At 53.8% G+C, this 17,858-nt stretch carries 20 protein-coding genes and 1 riboswitch; all 20 genes read left to right on the top strand.

All coding sequences use genetic code 11. From position 1 onward, the window contains the following. Positions 1-166 precede the first annotated feature (166 nt). The 20 genes from ychF (at position 167) to MHI43_RS29965 (ending at position 17,849) form a co-directional block, all read left to right on the top strand. Positions 167-1,267 (top strand): redox-regulated ATPase YchF, encoded by a 1,101-nt coding sequence (gene ychF, locus MHI43_RS30060; RefSeq protein WP_015737759.1) that lies wholly within the window; start codon positions 167-169, stop codon positions 1,265-1,267. Between the two features lie 224 nt (positions 1,268-1,491). After that, complete coding sequence (prfA, locus tag MHI43_RS30055) at positions 1,492-2,559, top strand: peptide chain release factor 1 (RefSeq protein WP_015737758.1); 1,068 nt, start codon at positions 1,492-1,494, stop codon at positions 2,557-2,559. Positions 2,560-2,563: 4 nt separating this feature from the next. Next, positions 2,564-3,454, top strand: coding sequence for a peptide chain release factor N(5)-glutamine methyltransferase (gene prmC / locus MHI43_RS30050; protein ID WP_015737757.1), 891 nt, complete (start codon positions 2,564-2,566; stop codon positions 3,452-3,454). A gap of 135 nt (positions 3,455-3,589) precedes the next feature. Then, on the top strand, positions 3,590-4,777 hold the full coding sequence (locus MHI43_RS30045) for an FtsW/RodA/SpoVE family cell cycle protein (RefSeq protein WP_036662077.1): 1,188 nt from the start codon (positions 3,590-3,592) through the stop codon (positions 4,775-4,777). A 309-nt stretch (positions 4,778-5,086) separates the two neighbouring features. Continuing rightward, positions 5,087-6,268, top strand: a complete 1,182-nt coding sequence (locus tag MHI43_RS30040; protein WP_009594539.1) for an FtsW/RodA/SpoVE family cell cycle protein — start codon at positions 5,087-5,089, stop codon at positions 6,266-6,268. Positions 6,269-6,510: 242 nt separating this feature from the next. Further along, positions 6,511-7,206, top strand: a complete 696-nt coding sequence (spoIIR, locus tag MHI43_RS30035) for a stage II sporulation protein R (RefSeq protein WP_036662079.1) — start codon at positions 6,511-6,513, stop codon at positions 7,204-7,206. A gap of 198 nt (positions 7,207-7,404) precedes the next feature. Continuing rightward, positions 7,405-8,583: an L-threonylcarbamoyladenylate synthase gene (locus MHI43_RS30030; protein ID WP_036662083.1), complete on the top strand. Its 1,179-nt coding sequence runs from the start codon at positions 7,405-7,407 to the stop codon at positions 8,581-8,583. A gap of 69 nt (positions 8,584-8,652) precedes the next feature. After that, positions 8,653-9,216: a manganese efflux pump gene (locus MHI43_RS30025; RefSeq protein ID WP_036662084.1), complete on the top strand. Its 564-nt coding sequence runs from the start codon at positions 8,653-8,655 to the stop codon at positions 9,214-9,216. A 55-nt stretch (positions 9,217-9,271) separates the two neighbouring features. Next, entirely contained in the window at positions 9,272-9,859 is a 588-nt protein-coding gene (locus tag MHI43_RS30020; protein ID WP_036662086.1) for a low molecular weight protein arginine phosphatase, read from the top strand. A 107-nt stretch (positions 9,860-9,966) separates the two neighbouring features. After that, positions 9,967-10,048: riboswitch (ZMP/ZTP riboswitch) on the top strand. A 114-nt stretch (positions 10,049-10,162) separates the two neighbouring features. Beyond that, entirely contained in the window at positions 10,163-10,627 is a 465-nt protein-coding gene (gene rpiB / locus MHI43_RS30015; RefSeq protein WP_009590548.1) for a ribose 5-phosphate isomerase B, read from the top strand. Between the two features lie 80 nt (positions 10,628-10,707). Then, complete coding sequence (locus MHI43_RS30010; protein WP_015737751.1) at positions 10,708-11,292, top strand: TIGR01440 family protein; 585 nt, start codon at positions 10,708-10,710, stop codon at positions 11,290-11,292. Positions 11,293-11,382: 90 nt separating this feature from the next. Further along, positions 11,383-12,633 carry a serine hydroxymethyltransferase gene (gene glyA, locus MHI43_RS30005; RefSeq protein ID WP_009590552.1) on the top strand — a complete coding sequence of 417 codons (1,251 nt, stop codon included), beginning with the start codon at positions 11,383-11,385 and terminating at the stop codon, positions 12,631-12,633. 335 nt (positions 12,634-12,968) lie between these two features. After that, positions 12,969-13,598 carry a uracil phosphoribosyltransferase gene (upp, locus tag MHI43_RS30000; RefSeq protein WP_006213103.1) on the top strand — a complete coding sequence of 210 codons (630 nt, stop codon included), beginning with the start codon at positions 12,969-12,971 and terminating at the stop codon, positions 13,596-13,598. A 71-nt stretch (positions 13,599-13,669) separates the two neighbouring features. Continuing rightward, positions 13,670-14,827, top strand: coding sequence for a UDP-N-acetylglucosamine 2-epimerase (non-hydrolyzing) (wecB, locus tag MHI43_RS29995; RefSeq protein ID WP_015737750.1), 1,158 nt, complete (start codon positions 13,670-13,672; stop codon positions 14,825-14,827). Positions 14,828-15,002: 175 nt separating this feature from the next. Further along, positions 15,003-15,233, top strand: a complete 231-nt coding sequence (locus MHI43_RS29990; protein ID WP_009590543.1) for an AtpZ/AtpI family protein — start codon at positions 15,003-15,005, stop codon at positions 15,231-15,233. Then, on the top strand, positions 15,230-15,607 hold the full coding sequence (locus MHI43_RS29985) for an ATP synthase subunit I (protein WP_015737749.1): 378 nt from the start codon (positions 15,230-15,232) through the stop codon (positions 15,605-15,607). Before MHI43_RS29990 ends, MHI43_RS29985 begins: the two co-directional genes overlap by 4 nt. Before the next feature lie 35 nt (positions 15,608-15,642). Continuing rightward, positions 15,643-16,404, top strand: coding sequence for a F0F1 ATP synthase subunit A (gene atpB / locus MHI43_RS29980; protein WP_009590537.1), 762 nt, complete (start codon positions 15,643-15,645; stop codon positions 16,402-16,404). 106 nt (positions 16,405-16,510) lie between these two features. Then, positions 16,511-16,723: a F0F1 ATP synthase subunit C gene (gene atpE / locus MHI43_RS29975; RefSeq protein WP_007128780.1), complete on the top strand. Its 213-nt coding sequence runs from the start codon at positions 16,511-16,513 to the stop codon at positions 16,721-16,723. Positions 16,724-16,818: 95 nt separating this feature from the next. Then, positions 16,819-17,307 carry a F0F1 ATP synthase subunit B gene (atpF, locus tag MHI43_RS29970; protein ID WP_036662089.1) on the top strand — a complete coding sequence of 163 codons (489 nt, stop codon included), beginning with the start codon at positions 16,819-16,821 and terminating at the stop codon, positions 17,305-17,307. Next, positions 17,304-17,849, top strand: a complete 546-nt coding sequence (locus tag MHI43_RS29965; protein WP_036662091.1) for a F0F1 ATP synthase subunit delta — start codon at positions 17,304-17,306, stop codon at positions 17,847-17,849. Before atpF ends, MHI43_RS29965 begins: the two co-directional genes overlap by 4 nt. The last annotated feature ends 9 nt before the right edge of the window (positions 17,850-17,858 follow it).

Below are 17,858 nucleotides of genomic sequence, written 5' to 3'. Positions count from 1 at the left end.
CGCCAGAACCGGGGCTCGACGATGGCAGTATATTCGTGTTGAAGTCTATGGGGTATCTGCTATAATTAATAAGATTGTTTAGCTGGTGATAGGGGCTTCGGCGAATGGAACCCAAGCCTTGTATACTTATAAATAAGAGTAAACCTGATAAGGAGTTGTCACATAAATGGCTTTAAAAGCTGGAATCGTCGGTTTGCCGAACGTCGGCAAATCTACATTGTTTAATGCGATTACGCAAGCGGGCGCCGAGTCGGCCAATTACCCGTTCTGTACGATTGATCCTAACGTCGGCGTCGTGGAAGTGCCGGATGAGCGCCTTGACAAATTGACGGAACTGGTTCAGCCGAACAAGACGGTGCCGACCGCTTTCGAATTCGTCGACATCGCCGGCCTGGTTCGCGGCGCGAGCAAAGGGGAAGGTCTTGGGAACAAGTTTCTGGCCCATATTCGGGAAGTGGATGCAATCGTTCATGTAGTCCGCTGCTTTGAAGACGAGAACATTACCCACGTTGACGGTAAAGTGAACCCGGTCAGCGACATCCAGACGATCAATCTGGAGCTGATCCTTGCGGATCTCGACAGCGTCGAGAAGCGGATCGACCGTGCGAAGAAGAACATGAAGGGCGGCAACAAGCAGTATGCTCAGGAAGTGGAGCTGCTGGAGCGCCTGAAAGAAGCCCTATACAACGATCAGCCCGCACGCAGCGTGGAGCTGAGCGACGATGAGAAATTGATCGTGCGCGATTTGCACCTGCTGACGCTGAAGCCGGTATTATACGCGGCGAACCTGAGCGAAGACGGCGTTGCGGAAGCCGACAGCAATCCATACGTGCAGCAGGTTCGCGATTTCGCGGCCGCGGAGAACGCGATCGTGGTGCCGATCAGCGCGAAGGTTGAGGCTGAGATCGCCGAGCTAGAAGGCGAGGACAAAGCGATGTTCCTTGAGGAGCTGGGACTGGAAGAGTCCGGTTTGAACCGTCTGATCAAGGCGGCATACAGTCTTTTGGGATTGTATACCTACTTTACGGCCGGCGTGCAGGAAGTGCGTGCCTGGACGATCCGCAAGGGAACCAAAGCGCCGCAAGCGGCCGGCGTCATCCATACCGACTTCGAGCGCGGCTTCATTCGTGCGGAAGTCGTCGCATACGATGACCTGGTTGCCGCTGGCTCGATGAACGGCGCGAAAGAGCGCGGACAGCTTCGTCTGGAGGGCAAAGAGTATGTCGTGAACGACGGCGACGTTATGCACTTCCGTTTTAACGTGTAATCGATGAAGGTTTCAAAGGCCATGGCTCCATGACGCTTTGTGCATGGGACCGTGGTTTTTTTGAAGCGATCGGAAAGGCGAGAACTCTTTCTTCGGTCAAATGCCTGCTAGTCAAACGTGTCGTTTCATGGTAAAATAAAAAGTCGTTTACACTTCATGAGTCATACGAAACGGAGTGCAAAATGGCATATCTTCAGGAATATATCTTAGAGAGGTGAATTCCTTTGTTGGACCGATTACAATCCCTTGCGGACCGTTATGAGAAGTTGAGCGAGCTGTTGTGCGATCCCGATGTCGCTAATGACTCCAAGAAGCTCAGGGATTATTCCAAAGAACAATCCGATTTACAGCCTGCTTATGAGGCTTATGTTGAATATAAAAACGTCATTGAAGAACTCGAAGCTGCCAAAACCATGCAGGGCGAAAAGATGGACGACGAGATGCGCGAAATGGTGAAAATGGAGATCGAGGAGCTCACCCAGCGCGAGCAAGAGCTGGCGGAGAGAATTCGAATCCTGCTGCTGCCGAAGGACCCGAACGATGACAAGAACGTCATCATCGAGATTCGCGGCGCGGCCGGTGGCGACGAGGCGGCGCTATTCGCTTCTGACCTGTACCGGATGTATACCCGTTATGCCGATACCCAGGGCTGGAAGGTTGAACTGATGGACGTCAACACGAACGACCTGGGCGGATTCAAGGAAGTCATCTTCATGATCAACGGCCGCGGCGCATACAGCAAAATGAAATTCGAGAGCGGCGCTCACCGTGTGCAGCGTATTCCGACCACGGAGTCCGGAGGCCGCATCCATACCTCAACATCCACCGTGGCGGTTATGCCGGAGGCGGAAGAAGTGGATATCGAGATTCATGACAAGGATATCCGCGTGGACACCTTCTGCTCCAGCGGCGCAGGCGGTCAGTCCGTTAACACCACCAAGTCGGCGGTGCGCGTAACGCATATTCCGACCGGCATCGTGGCTACATGCCAAGACGGCAAATCGCAGAACTCCAACAAGGAGAAGGCGCTGCAGGTGCTTCGCGCCCGTATCTTCGATATGATGCGTCAAGAGGAAGAAGCGAAGTACGCCGGGGAGCGCAAGAGCAAAGTCGGCACCGGTGACCGCAGCGAGCGGATCCGGACGTACAACTTCCCGCAAAGCCGCGTGACCGACCATCGGATCGGACTTACCGTTCACAAGCTGGATCAAGTGATGAACGGGGAGATTGAAGAGATCGTTTCGGCGCTGACCCTTGCGGAGCAGGCTGAAGCGATGGAAAAAGGAGTATAACGCTTTGAAGCGGACGATATTTGAATTGACGCCGAAGCGCAGCATCAGGGAAGCCTTTGTGGAGGCTTCTTCTTTTTTAGACCGCATGCGGGTGATGGAGCCGCAGCGGAATGCGCAGCTGCTGCTGGAGCATGTGCTCGGACTGTCGGGAACCTCATATTACATGGCGCTCACGGATCCGTTTCCTGAGGGCCGCCGCCTCGCTTTGGAAGAAGCAATCACTCGCAAAGCGGAGGGCGTTCCGGCGCAGTACATTATCGGCGAACAGGAGTTTTACGGCCGGCCGTTCGACGTCACGCCGGCGGTTCTTATTCCGCGCCCCGAAACGGAGCTGCTCGTGGAAGCGGTGCTGAAGTACGGACAGGAGCTTACCCCGCAACCGGATGGAGGGCTGAAGGTCGTCGACATCGGCACCGGCAGCGGGGCCATCGCCATCACGTTGGCTTTGCAGTCAAAGGGATGGGATGTGTTTGCGAGCGATATTTCGCCCGATGCGCTAGAGGTTGCCGCGCGGAACGCGAAGAAGCTGGGCGCCCAGGTTGAGTTCCGGCAGGGGAACCTGCTGGAGCCGTTCGCCGGCATGGGGCCGGACATCCTTGTCTCCAATCCGCCGTACATTCCGGCGGAGGATATCGAAGAGCTGCAGCCGGAAGTCCGGGACTATGAACCGCGCACGGCTCTGGATGGCGGGCCGGACGGATTGAATCCGTACCGGATCATGATGGCGCAGCTGCCCTTTCTATCGGCGCCGCCGCGCCTGATCGCTTTTGAGCTGGGCATGGGCCAGGCCGGGGATGTAGCGGAACTGCTGCGGAAGGCAGGATACTGGGAGGAAATCGTCACGGTACCCGATTTGGCGGGGATTGACCGGCATGTTCTGGGAATTTTCCGTTAATTGTATTCGGGTCCGATTTCTTTTAAAATAGAGGATGGGCTGCAGAATGAACGTTGGTTTGTTCGAACAGATGGTTATTCTGCCTGAATGGGTACATCGGGGTTTACGGGCTCCGGGCACAGGGGGACCGAAAGCATGCTTCAGAAGTTCAAGAAGATAGATTTTGTCATTGTGTTTGTGCTGCTGATGCTAATGGTCGTCAGCATCACGTCGATATATAGCGCCACGTTCGATACCGCCGGGTTCGAGGGTCACCATATTAAAATGGCAGTATTTTATATCCTCGGTTTCGCGGCTTTCTTCGGGCTTAGTTTGATTGATTATCGAATATGGAATAAATATGCGCTGCACATCTATATCGGAGGGTTAATCACGCTGTTGCTGCCCTCCTTCATCGGTCAAACCAAAAATAATGCCACGGGCTGGATCAATCTCGGCATCGTGGATATTCAGCCTGCCGAATTATTTAAGCTGGTATTGATCATATTTATTACCTATGTCCTTATTCGCAAGGACAAATCGAGGCTGTCTTTCTGGCGGGATATCGTACCGATTGGTTTTCTGACGTTCATTCCGTTTGCCATCGTCATGGTTCAGAATGACCTGGGGAACGGACTCAGTTATATTGTCATACTGCTCGGGTTGTTATGGATCGGCAACGTGAAGTTTTCGCACGCGCTGATCGGTCTGCTGCTGGTAGCAGGCATTGCCTTTGGCGGAGCACAGGCCTACATTCACTTTCATGATGAGATTAAAGAATCGAAAATCATGGAGAGCCGCGGTCATTGGATGGAACGGATCGATCCATGGCTGGTGCCCGAAAAAGCTACCGCGAAGGCAAGTTATCATACGAACAATGCAAAGCTGGCCATTGCTTCAGGCGGTATGAGCGGAGAGGGGTACTTGGAAGGCAGCTCCGTGCAATCTTCGCGCGTACCTTATACGTATTCGGATTCGATTTTTGTGCAAATTGCGGAGGAATACGGCTTTATCGGCTCATCCGTTCTGTTGCTGTTATATTTCATACTCATTCACAGGATGATCCTGATTTCGCTGGAAAGCCGGGAAAAAGCGGGTCCGTTTCTGATCATCGGCATCGTTGCCATGCTGCTGTACCAAATCTTTGAGAACATCGGCATGTTTATCGGGTTGATGCCTTTGACGGGAATCACCTTGCCTTTCATCAGTTACGGCGGAACATCGCTCATCATTAATATGGCGTGCCTCGGGGTTGCCATGAGCGTGAAGCTGCACGGACAGGAAGTGGAGGAGGATATGCCGAATCCGCAAACATACCGTTCCGCGCCAACCAAACAGGCTTAACGCGGGTGATTAGGGTTTAGAATCGGAGAGATGCTATCGAAAGCAGCATCTCTTTTGTTTTTCTCCGGTATTCTGGAAAGAGGATCATGAATTGTGTTAGGGGTGAAAATCTTTTAGAATAATTCATTAGGGGCTTGCATGGCAGGATCCCTGAAAATCTTGACCGTAATGCCACCTTCAGATTTGGGTTTATGGAATGATGAGTATCAACGACGATAAGGCAAAGGCAAACTTTCTTTTCGAATAATCGTTATATGCCTGTATAGGCAAACCGGGGGTTCGTGTCTCCGGGCACAGGGGGATCAAAGCATGCTTCAGAAATTCAAGAAGATGGATTACGTTATTGTTTTCGTACTGGTTTTGATGATGGGTATCAGCATTACGTCCATATACAGCACGACCGTCGACACCAAGTTCGAAGGCTCTCATATCCGCATGATTGCTTTTTACATTGTCGGCTTCATGGCTTTTTTCGGAATTAGCCTGCTGGATTACCGGCTACTGATTAAATATGCCAAATATATATACTTAGGCGGTCTAGCCGTGCTGGTCCTCGTGATGTTTATCGGTAAGGATATTAACGGCGCCCAAGGCTGGATTTACATTGGCAGTTTAAGTATACAGCCTGCTGAATTGTTCAAGCTGATCCTGATCATATTTCTTTCTTTTGTATTGGTGCGAAAAAACAAACCGCTGCTGTCCTTCTGGAAGGACGTCGTTCCGATCGGACTGTTGGCGTTCGTGCCTTTCGTGCTCGTCATGGCTCAGAATGACCTGGGGAACGCGCTTAGCTATGTCATCATTTTGCTGGGACTGCTATGGATCGGGAACGTCAAGTTCTCCCATGCGCTGATCGGGCTTGTATTGGTGGCAGGAGTGGCCTTCGGCGGCGCCCAGGCTTACATTCATTATCATGATGAACTGCTGGAATCGAAAATACTGAAGCCGCACTGGGTGGAACGGATTGATCCGTGGCTGTATCCGGAGAAAGCGACCGCCAAGGCCAGTTATCATACGACGAATGCGAAGCTTGCCATCGCCTCTGGCGGCATGAGCGGCGAAGGCTACATGCAGGGGTCGTCGATACAGTCGGGCCGAGTGCCTTATGCGTACTCCGACTCCATCTTTGTGCAGATTGCCGAGGAGTTCGGTTTTATCGGTTCCTCCGTCCTGCTGCTGTTGTATTTCATCCTGATCCATCGGCTGATCCTGATCTCCCTGGAATCCCGGGAGCGAGCGGGACCGTTTCTAATCATAGGAATCGTGGCCATGTTTTTATATCAGATCTTCGAGAATATCGGGATGTTTATCGGTTTGATGCCGCTGACGGGGATTACGCTGCCCTTCATCAGTTACGGGGGAACGTCCCTTGTGATTAGCATGGCGAGTCTCGGGGTCGCCATGAGCGTCAAGCTGCATGGTCAGGAAGTGGAGGAAGATATGCCGGATCCGCATGCTTATCGCCCGGCGGCCGCTAAGCAGCAGGCTTAGATGATGGTCGGGTGGAACTTCGCCGCGGTCTGGGTGCAGTTATTATGAATATAACCAAAACCGAATCGTCATTGGTATGAGAAGATGCCGTTCCCATGGGGACGGCATCTTTTTTTGTCAAAGTCGTGATGCGCCAATCTATGAATTTTTTTCGATTTGCTAGATTCCACGTTTATATCTTTTTCAGGCGGACATACTGATAGCATCATAGAGTTTCGTTCATAGAGAGGCGGTTGTCCGAGATGACAAATTATAGTGAAACCCTCCGTATTATCGTAAAAAAAATGGTTGTGCTCTTATCCTGCATGTTTATGGTCATCATGGCTTGGGAGGGACAGCAGATCGATGCTTCCGTTGTCGGCGGTCCGATCCCTCAAGAATCGATACGGCTTCGCATTCTCGCGAATTCAGATAATCCGTCCGATCAGCTCGTCAAAAGAGAGATTCGTGACGCGGTCGTTGAGCAAATGCAGCTCTGGGTCCTGCAGCTGGAGAACCCGCAAAGCCTGGAAGACGCCAAGGCATTAACCCGGCAGCATCTTCCGGAAATCCGTCAGCTGGTGGGTGAAGAGCTGAGAAAAAGAGGAATCACCTACAATTACCATGTAGAGCTTGGCGTCGTGCCGTTCCCGACCAAATTGTACGGGGGCACGGTGTATCCGGCGGGCGATTACGATGCGCTGCGGATTACGTTAGGCGAAGGCCAAGGACAAAACTGGTGGTGCGTCCTGTTCCCGCCGCTTTGTTTCATTGACGGCGGCAGCGGGGATGCGGCAGCCCAGCCTGTAGAGACGGGGATCCAAACGGTGTCCGCCGATGCGGGCGACGCTTCTCCGGAGGAAGCGCCGAAGAAGGCAAGCGAAAGCAAGCCTGAGGTCCGCTTCTTCCTGTGGGATATGTTCCTGGGCCTCTGGAATTGGGTGGCAAGCTTGTTCTAGGATGATCCCGCGTATGGATTTCCAATACGGATCGGGTATGATAAACTTGGATGAAGAAGAGTGCTTTCTCTTTGGCGCGACTGGTTTGAATGGGAACCGGCACGGGACTGAAGAACGAGAAGCGCTTTTTCTTTTGGATCATAGGCAAAACGAGTTTGGGTGTTTATATATTTCATATACAGAAAGCTTGGGATAGGTATGGAACAGAACGGGAATGGCAAGGAACGCAACCTGCAGCGGGAACAAGGCTCCCGGAATGCTGCATCGAAACCAACCAAAGTGTGGCACGTCTTAAGCTCCCTCTCCAAGGAGAACCTCGGGTCCGAGAAGGAAGCGAAGCAGGCGCTGCACGAAGCAGGACAGGTGCTTGCACAGGGCGGTACGGTGGCTTTTCCGACGGAAACGGTGTACGGACTTGGTGCTGACGCCGGCAATACGGAGGCGGTCGAGCGCATCTTCGCCGCCAAGGGTCGGCCATCGGACAATCCATTAATCGTGCATATCTCGGAGCTGGCTCAGCTTGACGGCTTGGTCCAACAGGTGAACGAGACGGAGCGGGCGCTGATGGCGTCGTTCTGGCCCGGACCGCTGTCGCTGGTGCTGCCCGTGAAACCGGGCGCCGTATCGCCTCGCGTGACGGCCGGGCTCGATACGGTTGCCGTGCGGATGCCGGATCACCGCGTGGCGCTGGCTCTGATCAGCGCCGCCGGTTGTCCGCTCGCCGCACCGAGCGCGAATCGCTCCGGCCGGCCAAGCCCGACGCTGGCCAGCCATGTGCTGGAGGATCTGGCGGGGGCGATCGACGGCGTGCTCGACGGCGGCCCGGCCGGGGTGGGCGTCGAGTCGACGGTGGTGCAGGTCGGCGAAGACGGTGCCGTCACGGTGCTCCGCCCGGGCGGCGTCACGGCCGAGCAGCTTGCCGCGGTGGCGGCAAGCGTGCGCCAGGACCCGGCGCTGCAGCGCGCCGCCGGGGAGGCGGAGAGCCCGGCGCCGCGCTCGCCGGGCATGAAGTACACGCACTACGCACCGAAGGGTGCGATGTGCGTGGTGCAGGGCCCGCGTGCCGACGCGGTGTCGGCACGCATCGCGGCCGAGCTCGAGGCGGCGGCCCGGCGCGGGGAGGTGACCGGCGTGCTGTCGTTCGACGAGCACATCGGTCACTACCGCGCGGACGTTGCCGTCTCGCTCGGCAGCCTGGCCGCGCCGGAGGAAGCGGCCCGCCGGCTGTACGCCGGCCTGCGCCGCTTCGATGAAGAAGGCGCGACCTTCATCCTGGCCGAAGCGTGCCCGGAGCAGGGGCTTGGCGCAGCCGTCATGAACCGGCTGCTGAAGGCCGCGGGACATCACATCATCCACGTCAATGCCGATGCCGATTGAACGGTTTTAGCATGATTTCCCCCTTGTCCGCATATGGTGTACAAGACCATGGGACTTGGGGGAATGGGGATGTTGGAGGCGTCTGTCCAATCGGGACAGCTTGCGGCGATTCTGCTGATGGCGGTTGCACTCGGGCTAGACGCATTTTCGCTTGGCATCGGAGTCGGAATGAGAGGCGGCATGCGTTTAGGCCATATGCTGGGCATCAGCTTCATGATCGCATTGTTTCACATGCTTATGCCGCTGGCGGGCTTGTTTGCCGGCCGCTATGTAGGCATGCTGCTGGGGCACGTCACAGGGTTTGCGGCCGGCGGGCTGCTTCTCCTGCTGGGTGGACATATGCTGTATAATGCTTGGCGGGGCGGGGAAGGTCAGCGCATTCATCCTACCGCGTTCTTCGGCATGCTGCTGTTTTCGCTCAGCGTCAGCATCGACTCCTTCTCGGTAGGCGTTTCGCTTGGAATGTTCGTGGATGATGTGCTGCTGATCGTGATCTCCTTCGGCGTCGTTGGCGGTTTGCTGTCCATTCTCGGCCTGCTGCTCGGCCGTCAGGTGAGCAACAAGCTGGGAGAGTACGGTGAAATGCTGGGCGGACTGATTTTGATCATCTTTGGCGTGATGTTTATCTTTTGACGCAATATTTGTTACAATAATCCCAAAACAACCTACAACGGGGAGGTACGGGACCGTGAAAAATATATTGTTTGTCTGCACGGGGAATACGTGCCGCAGCCCAATGGCGGAAGGGATGCTGCGCAAGCTCGCCAAACAGCGGGGCATTCCGCTGGAAACGCAATCCGCCGGCGTCTCGGCCGTAGACGGCATGCCGGTATCCCGTCATGCGGAATCGATACTGCGGGATCAGGATATTCAAGATCGCTTGGTATCTAAGCCGCTGACTCCGAATCTGGTGGAATGGGCAGACCTGATTCTGACGCTGACCCAGTCGCATAAGCAGTATGCGATTCGGCAGTTCCCGCATGCCGCCGACAAGATGCACACGCTGAAGGAATTTGTGGAGGATGACCGGCGGGTGCTGGATGATCTGCGGGAGCAGGACAGCCTGTACGCAACGCTCGAGCTGGCCAGATCGCTGGGCCGCGATGTCAGCGACCGCGACCGGGAGCGTCTGATCGAGCTGCGCCAGCGCATTCCGAGCTTCGATATCTCCGATCCCTTCGGCGGCTCGCGGGAGGAGTACGAGGCGACGGCGGCGGAGATTCGGACGGCGCTCTTCCGCCTGCTGGACAAGCTGGAAGCGGATCAGCATAAATAGGATCGGCTTCCACGGAAGCGAAGAGTAAATCTGGATCCGGGCTCAATATGGCTAAAAAAGCCGCTTGCCTTTCGCAGGGTATTGCTTTAAGATGAAGGTGAAAAACATGAATCCGATGTAACTGGCGACGAAGTGGATGAAACCACGATGGAGCATCGGAATATACGGCCGGTCGCCTGGGCAAAGAGCATTTGGAGCACAATACGTGCGCCGACTGCTCTTTTTTCGTCTTTTGCGTGGAGTTTGGGTTATAATGAAACAAGCTAAAACGCAAAAGCGAACATTCGAGGGGGTTTTTCATAGATGAAAATTGCATTGGGTACCGATCATGCCGGCATTCGTCTGAAAGAGGAGATCGTGGAGGTCATTCGGGGTCTTGGACACGAGGTGGAGGATCTTGGCTGCGGCTGTTCCGATTCCGTGGATTATCCCGATTACGCGCTTCCGGTGTGCGAGAAGGTGGTCTCGGGTGAAGCGGATCGGGGCATCCTGATCTGCGGAACGGGAATCGGCATGAGCATTGCCGCCAACAAGGTGCCGGGCATCCGCTGCGCGCTGACGCATGATGTATTTTCGGCCAAAGCCACGCGTGAGCATAATGACAGCAACGTGATTGCGCTGGGCGAGCGCGTCGTCGGCCCCGGGCTTGCTGCCGAGATCGTCAGCGCATGGCTGACAACGGATTTCAGCCAGGGCGAACGTCATGTCGGCCGCGTAAACAAGATCAAGGCCATCGAGGAGCGTTACCTGAAGAGCGAATCGCGATAGGTCGACGCGTAAAGCTGCTGCGGTTATTGCGTATGGAATGAAGCATCTTCTGTGAAAAAATTCATCGGGAGGACTGTGACATGACGGATATCTCCAAGGTTTCCTTGAGCGAACAGACGGCGCGGATCGTCCGCGAGCTGGCCGAAGCGGCAGCCTTAGGACCGGGCAAGGTGCTGGTCATCGGAGCCAGCACCAGTGAAGTGGTCGGACGCCGGATCGGCACAGGCGGCGCTCTTGAAACGGCGCAGCAGCTTCTTCAGGGCATTGCCGAGGTTCAAGCGGAATTCGGCTTCGCTGTAGCCTATCAATGCTGTGAGCATTTGAACCGGGCGCTAGTCATGGAGCGGGGACTGCTTGAAGAGCTGCGCCTGACGGAAGTGGCGGCTGTACCGATTCCGGGGGCGGGAGGCTCCATGGCCTCGGCGGCGTATCGGAGTATGAAGGAGCCCTGCCTTGCGGAATCCATTGAGGCCCATGCGGGTGTCGATATCGGCGAGACGCTGATCGGCATGCATTTGCGGAGAGTGGCGGTTCCGTTCAGGCCGAGCGAGCGTTATATCGGCGATGCGCGCGTAACGGCGGCTTACACCCGGCCGAAGCTGATCGGTGGGGAACGCGCCGTGTACCGGCTTGAGCAGCGGGATGATTCCACAATGTGCGATTGATTCGAATGAGAGCTCGCTTTAGTCATTAGGTAAACTTGTAGTCTTGACTTGGCAAGAGAAAATAACGATTGATTATGGGAGGATATGAACATGATGGAACATTTGCGGAAGAATGACCCGGCTGTATTGGAAGCGATGGATTTGGAACTGAAGCGTCAACGCAGCAACATTGAGCTGATTGCCTCCGAGAACATCGTCAGCGAAGCGGTTATGGAAGCCATGGGGACGGTGCTGACGAATAAATATGCGGAAGGCTACCCTGGCAAGCGTTATTACGGCGGCTGTGAGCGAGTGGATATCGTGGAGGATATCGCCCGCGACCGCGCGAAGGAATTGTTCGGTGCCGAGCATGCCAACGTTCAGCCGCACTCCGGCGCCCAAGCGAACATGGCGGTGTATTTGGCTGCGCTCAAGCCTGGAGATACCGTGCTCGGCATGAACCTGGCCCACGGCGGCCATTTGACTCACGGAAGCCCGGTTAACGCGTCCGGCCTTCTGTACAATTTCGTTGCATACGGCGTGCAGGAAGACACGTTCCTTATCGATTACGACGAAGTCCGCAAAGCGGCTTTCAAACACCGTCCTCGTCTGATCGTGGCGGGTGCAAGTGCATATCCTCGCATCATTGATTTCGAGAAGCTTGCTGCCATCGCGAACGACGTAGGCGCATTGTTCATGGTCGATATGGCTCATATTGCGGGTCTCGTTGCCGCGGGTCTTCACCCGAATCCGGTTCCGCATGCCCATTTCGTAACCACCACGACGCACAAGACCCTTCGCGGACCTCGCGGCGGCATGATTCTGTGCAAGAAGGCATGGGCACAGGCGATCGACAAAGCGGTGTTCCCAGGCTCCCAGGGCGGACCGCTCATGCATGTCATTGCTTCCAAGGCCGTTGCGCTTGGCGAAGCATTGGATCCGTCCTTCAAGACGTATGCAGAGAACGTCGTGAAGAACGCGAAAGTGCTGGCTGACACCCTGATCGAGGAAGGCCTGAACATCGTTTCCGGCGGAACCGATAACCATCTGATGCTGGTCGATACCCGCAATCTGGACATCACCGGCAAAGACGCAGAGAAGGTGCTGGATTCCATCGGGATTACCGTCAACAAGAACGCCATCCCGTTTGATCCGACGAGCCCGTTCGTCACGAGCGGTATCCGTATCGGTACGCCGGCGGTAACCTCCCGCGGCATGGATGAGCAGGCGATGGTGAAAATCGCGAAGATTATTGCCATGACCTTGAAGCAGCCTAAAGACGAAGCAACGCTGGAAAAAGCGGGCCGTTTGGTGGCTGAGCTTACGGATCAATATCCTCTTTATGCCGAAATGAAATATTAATCACAGTTTCGTCAGCATAAGAGGCCTATGATAAGAGGACCCCACCTGAAGGTGGGGTCCTCTTTTAGGAGCTGTCACATTCTGGCCAGATTGCTATGCTCGCATGTTCCCGGTCGGGTCGCTTCGCGGTGAGGATCAATACAGGCGAAAATGGAAAACCTAGGTGCAGGGCTGACGCAGATCCGGTTATAAGGTCAAAACTCACGGAAATAAACATGACTCGTGCAGGTGTCAATTGACTAGAGGGAATGATATAATAGACAGGATTTATGGAGCTCACAAGTATTTACGCCCATATTGAAATAACATTTGCATTCAAACCGGAGGGACCAGACATGGGAAAATTGGTGATTTGTGATCACCCGTTGATTCAACACAAACTTACATTTATACGCGATATGCGGACTAACACAAAAGACTTTCGCGAATTGGTAGATGAAGTCGCGACTTTGATGGCTTATGAAATTACGCGGGAGGTTCCCCTTGAATCGATATCTGTTCAGACGCCGGTAGCCGAAACCCAAGGGAAAGTCATTTCCGGCCGGATGCTCGGCCTCGTGCCGATCCTGCGTGCGGGTCTTGGCATGCTGGACGGCGTGGTCAAGCTGCTTCCCGCTGCCAAGGTAGGGCATGTCGGATTGTTCCGCGACCCGGAAACGCTTCAGCCCGTGGAATATTATACGAAGCTTCCAACCGACGTGACGGAGCGGGAATTGATCGTCATCGATCCGATGCTGGCAACGGGCGGATCGGCCATCGCTGCGATCGACGTGCTGAAGAAGCGCGGCTGCACCCAGATCAAAATGATGAATCTCGTGGCTGCGCCGGAAGGCGTGAAGGCCGTGCATGACGCTCATCCGGACGTGGATATTTACGTTGCTGCTCTGGATGAAGGGCTCAACGACCACGGCTACATCGTACCGGGCCTGGGTGATGCAGGAGATCGGCTGTACGGCACGAAATAAGAGCCCTGCCTGTCATTCGTACCACTTGAATATTTGAAAAAACAAGCATGCAAAGAGGGGTAATTTCAAACATGTCAAAAGTGAAAGTGATGACGATATTTGGGGTCCGCCCCGAAGCGATCAAGATGGCGCCGCTTATTCTGGAACTTCAGCGCCATCCGGAGCATATCGAATCGGTGGTTTGTGTAACTGCGCAGCATCGGCAAATGCTGGATCAGGTGCTTGACGTGTTCAAGATTGTTCCGGACTACGACTTGGACGTGATGAAAGACCGTCAGACGCTGAATGAGATCACCGTACGCGTTCTGGAGGGGCTTGAGCCTGTCCTGCGCGAGGCCAAGCCGGATATCGTGCTGGTGCACGGCGACACGCTGACAACGTTCCTGGCCAGCTATGCAGCCTTCCTGCAGCAGATTCAGGTCGGCCATGTAGAGGCCGGTCTTCGCACATGGAACAAGCTGAATCCTTATCCTGAAGAAATGAACCGTCAGCTGACCGGCGTGCTGGCCGATCTGCACTTTGCGCCGACGGACTGGTCTGCCGAGAATCTCCGCAAGGAGAACAAGCCGGAATCCCGCATTTACGTGACGGGCAACACCGCCACGGACGTGTTCCAGTATACGGTGCGGGAAGGATATACCCATCCGGTTCTGGATTGGGCACAGGACAAGCGCCTGATCCTGATGACGGCGCACCGCCGCGAATCCCAAGGGGAGCCGCACCGTCAGATTTTTGAAGCGGTGAAGCGCATTGCCGACGAGTTCGAGGATATCGCCATCGTCTACCCTGTGCATCCGAGCCCTGCCGTCAAAGAGCCGGCTCACCGCATTTTGGGGAACCACCCGCGCATCAAGCTGATTGAACCGCTGGATGTCGTGGATATGAATAATATCTACACACGTACGCATTTCATCATTACGGATTCGGGCGGCATGCAAGAGGAAGCTCCGTCCTTCGGCGTGCCGACGCTGGTGCTTCGGGACACGACGGAACGTCCGGAGGGCATTGAAGCCGGCACCCTGGAGCTGGTAGGCACCCAGGAAGAGAATGTGTACGAACGCATTAAGGCTCTGCTGACCGATCAGGAGCTCTATGACAAGATGAGCAAAGCAGCTAATCCTTACGGGGATGGGCAAGCTTCCCAGCGAATTGTCAATGCGATTTTGCACCATTTTGGCATTCGAAAAGAGCGTCCTGAGGAATTTCACAGAATGTTCACAAAGGCATAGTTTACCGTATTCTGATTGGCAAGGGGACAGCATACAGTTGAACTGTACGGTTACCGCGGCGTTTTGCGCAATTTAGACTGCTCAAAACGCCGATTTTACACGGGAAATCCATCAAATCGATTCATTGACAAACTCTTGCTATATTCAGTAAAATGAGTTGGGATTAGAGGTTCATATGAAAAATCCGAAAAGTCAAGATAACCCTTGGTTGATAGCGCTATACATTAGCGGGGCGGGCGGTTTGCTTGCCGCTTACATTCTCATCGGTTTTTTTACCGGGCGATGGCTCATGAATCAGTTGGACGGGCCCAGAGTGTGGCTTGCCATTGGTACGCTTTCGGGGCTCTTTGTAGGGATTTTGAATATCGCTCTTCTCATTAAAAAGTTTTTGGGGGCGCAGGCGTGAATGATTTGACTTCCATTGTGAACGCTGTATTTAGAGTATCGTTACTCTTATTGTCTGCCTTGTTTCTCGGATGGGCTCTCTATCCGGAATTCCGCCCGATAATTATGGGGTTGATCATGGGCATGGCGGCGGGCTTGTTTAATGTACGCTTCCTCTCCATGAAAGTGCAGCAGCTGGCGCAATTGGCTGTCGATCCGGAACCGAAAAAGTACAACTTCGGCTTCATTACGAGATTGTGCATCGGGCTTCTGATTGTGATCTTCGCCGTAAAACTCGAACAGGTATCCCTCGGCGGTGCTATCGCCGGTCTGTTCATACCCCAATTGTTGACCATTCCTGTCAGCATTGTGTTCAGTTTGAGAAACAATCATTGATCAGCGCTAACTTGGAAAGGGGTGAAAACAATTATATGCATGATTCACCGATTATCAAACTTGGCGGATTGAATATTGACCTTTCAGCGGTCATAATGCTTCTTGTCACCTGTGTGGTGGTGTTCGTATTATGCCGGCTGGCGGTACGTAATCTATCTGTCGAAAACCCTTCCAAACTGCAAAACTTCATGGAATGGGTAGTGGAATTTGTGCAAGGCGTCGTAGCGAGTGCGATGGATCTGAAGAAAGGGAAAGCTTACATATCGTTGGGGCTTACTCTGATCCTGTTCATCTTTGTAGCCAACTTGCTGGGCTTGCCGTTCTCAATTATCACCGACTTGCCGGAGAACTTCACAGTCTTTGGACAGCCAATTCTGGCTACACTCGGACTTGAACATGGCCACTATGCTCACGTATTGTGGTGGAAGTCGCCAACAGCGGACATTTCCGTTACGGCCGGTCTTGCGATCGTTGTATTCGTGCTCATGAACTACCTGGGCCTGAAGCTGAATCGCAAGCATTACCTGAAGCATTACATCGAACCGTTCCCGATCTTCCTGCCGCTCAATATCATTGAGAACCTGGCAAAACCTATCGCTCTGGCAATCCGGCTTTACGCCAACATTTTTGCCGGCGAGGTACTGATCACGGTGATTCTGAAAACCGGCTTCTGGGGCATTCCGTTCATGGCCGCATGGCAAGGTTTCAGTATCTTCATTGGTGCATTGCAGGCGTTTATCTTTACGATTTTGACAATGGTATACATCTCGCAAACTACGATTCACGAAGAGCATTGATCAACTCGGACGAATCCGCCGTGACAGCGGTGTTTTTCGAAAGAGATATTTTCTATAGTTTCACCAAATTTCAATTTTGAAACAATTTTAAGGAGGATATTTAACAATGGAATTTTTGGCAGCAGCTATTGCAGTAGGTCTGGGCGCCCTTGGCGCAGGTTTGGGTAACGGTATGATCGTAAGCAGAACAGTTGAGTCTATCGCTCGTCAACCAGAAGCACGTGGTCAATTGCAAACAACGATGTTTATCGGTGTTGGTATCGTAGAGGTTATTCCTTTGGCGGCTACTGTAATCGCGTTCTTGATCATGTTCTCTTAATAACAATACAACGGTTTGGCGGGGAGGGCCGATGCCATCCGCGCCTTCGTTTTGTTAGGCACCGCACTTCGTGTTGATGGAAAGGAGTGACCTCAATGACAATTATTTGGGAAAATATGGTAATCACTATTATTGCGTTTGTTATTCTCTACCTCTTGCTTCAAAAGTTTGCGTTCAGCAAATTGTTCGGCATCATGGAGCAGCGTCGTGAGCTGGTCATGAGCCAGATGAACGAAGCGGCACAGACCCGCCAGCAGGCGACTGCATATGTAGAAGAGCAGAAGAAGGCACTGGAACAAGCGCGTCAAGATGCTCACGAAATCATCGAGCGTTCCAGACAAACTAGCAACAAACAAGCAGAGCAAATTATGGAACAGGCTAAGGAAGAGGCGATTCGCCTGAAATCCGAAGCTGTTCGTGATATCGAGAATGAGAAGAAGAAAGCGGTCGAAGAGCTTCGCAGCGAAATCGGCAGCGTTTCCGTGAAGATCGCAACCAAGCTGATCGAACGTGAAGTCAAGAACGACCAAGCTCAAGAAGAACTGGTGGATCAATACCTTAAAGAGGTAGGAGGCAGACCATGAGCCAAAATACGGTAGCAGCCAAGCGGTATGCGCGGGCGCTGTTCGAAGTGGCGGCTCAGCAGCAGAAGGGTCTGGAAGTGGAAGAGGAATTGCGGGCTGTTGTGCATGCCATTGAAGGCGATGCCGACATCCGGAAATTCATCGCCACGCCGAATGTTCCCCAGTCCGTGAAAATGAACGTAATCAGCCAGGCGTTGGCAGGGAAGGTATCGCAGCCAGTATTGAACACGATCGAATTGCTTCTCGACAGAGGGCGTGCAGAAATGTTCGCAGAACTGCTGAACAGTTATGTAAAGATACAAGGTGCGAGCTTGGGATTGGCAGACGCCACTGTGTACTCCACCTACCCGCTTAGCGATCAGGAAAAAGAACAGGTTGCTTCGGAATTCGGACAGTTAGCACATCAGAAGATCCGCGTGACCAATGTTGTGGACGAAAGTTTGCTCGGCGGCCTGAAAGTTGTCATTGGCGACAAGCTGTATGACGGAAGCATTGCCGGGAAGCTGGAACGTCTCGAAAAGTCTTTTAATAGACGAGCATAGTAGATAGGG

Origin of the sequence: Paenibacillus sp. FSL H8-0457, from assembly GCF_038051935.1 — a bacterium.
Classification (GTDB): Bacteria; Bacillota; Bacilli; order Paenibacillales; family Paenibacillaceae; genus Paenibacillus_AQ; species Paenibacillus_AQ lautus_A.
This window is presented reverse-complemented; position numbering and strand designations above follow the sequence as displayed.

Coding starts and splice junctions, on each gene's coding strand:
- ychF (WP_015737759.1), top strand. CDS start 167: ATGGCTTTAAAAGCTGGAATCGTCGGTTTGCCGAACGTCGGCAAATCT.
- MHI43_RS30045 (WP_036662077.1), top strand. CDS start 3,590: ATGCTTCAGAAGTTCAAGAAGATAGATTTTGTCATTGTGTTTGTGCTG.
- MHI43_RS30040 (WP_009594539.1), top strand. CDS start 5,087: ATGCTTCAGAAATTCAAGAAGATGGATTACGTTATTGTTTTCGTACTG.
- spoIIR (WP_036662079.1), top strand. CDS start 6,511: ATGACAAATTATAGTGAAACCCTCCGTATTATCGTAAAAAAAATGGTT.
- MHI43_RS30030 (WP_036662083.1), top strand. CDS start 7,405: ATGGAACAGAACGGGAATGGCAAGGAACGCAACCTGCAGCGGGAACAA.
- MHI43_RS30025 (WP_036662084.1), top strand. CDS start 8,653: ATGTTGGAGGCGTCTGTCCAATCGGGACAGCTTGCGGCGATTCTGCTG.
- rpiB (WP_009590548.1), top strand. CDS start 10,163: ATGAAAATTGCATTGGGTACCGATCATGCCGGCATTCGTCTGAAAGAG.
- MHI43_RS30010 (WP_015737751.1), top strand. CDS start 10,708: ATGACGGATATCTCCAAGGTTTCCTTGAGCGAACAGACGGCGCGGATC.
- glyA (WP_009590552.1), top strand. CDS start 11,383: ATGATGGAACATTTGCGGAAGAATGACCCGGCTGTATTGGAAGCGATG.
- upp (WP_006213103.1), top strand. CDS start 12,969: ATGGGAAAATTGGTGATTTGTGATCACCCGTTGATTCAACACAAACTT.
- wecB (WP_015737750.1), top strand. CDS start 13,670: ATGTCAAAAGTGAAAGTGATGACGATATTTGGGGTCCGCCCCGAAGCG.
- MHI43_RS29990 (WP_009590543.1), top strand. CDS start 15,003: ATGAAAAATCCGAAAAGTCAAGATAACCCTTGGTTGATAGCGCTATAC.
- atpB (WP_009590537.1), top strand. CDS start 15,643: ATGCATGATTCACCGATTATCAAACTTGGCGGATTGAATATTGACCTT.
- atpE (WP_007128780.1), top strand. CDS start 16,511: ATGGAATTTTTGGCAGCAGCTATTGCAGTAGGTCTGGGCGCCCTTGGC.
- atpF (WP_036662089.1), top strand. CDS start 16,819: ATGACAATTATTTGGGAAAATATGGTAATCACTATTATTGCGTTTGTT.
- MHI43_RS29965 (WP_036662091.1), top strand. CDS start 17,304: ATGAGCCAAAATACGGTAGCAGCCAAGCGGTATGCGCGGGCGCTGTTC.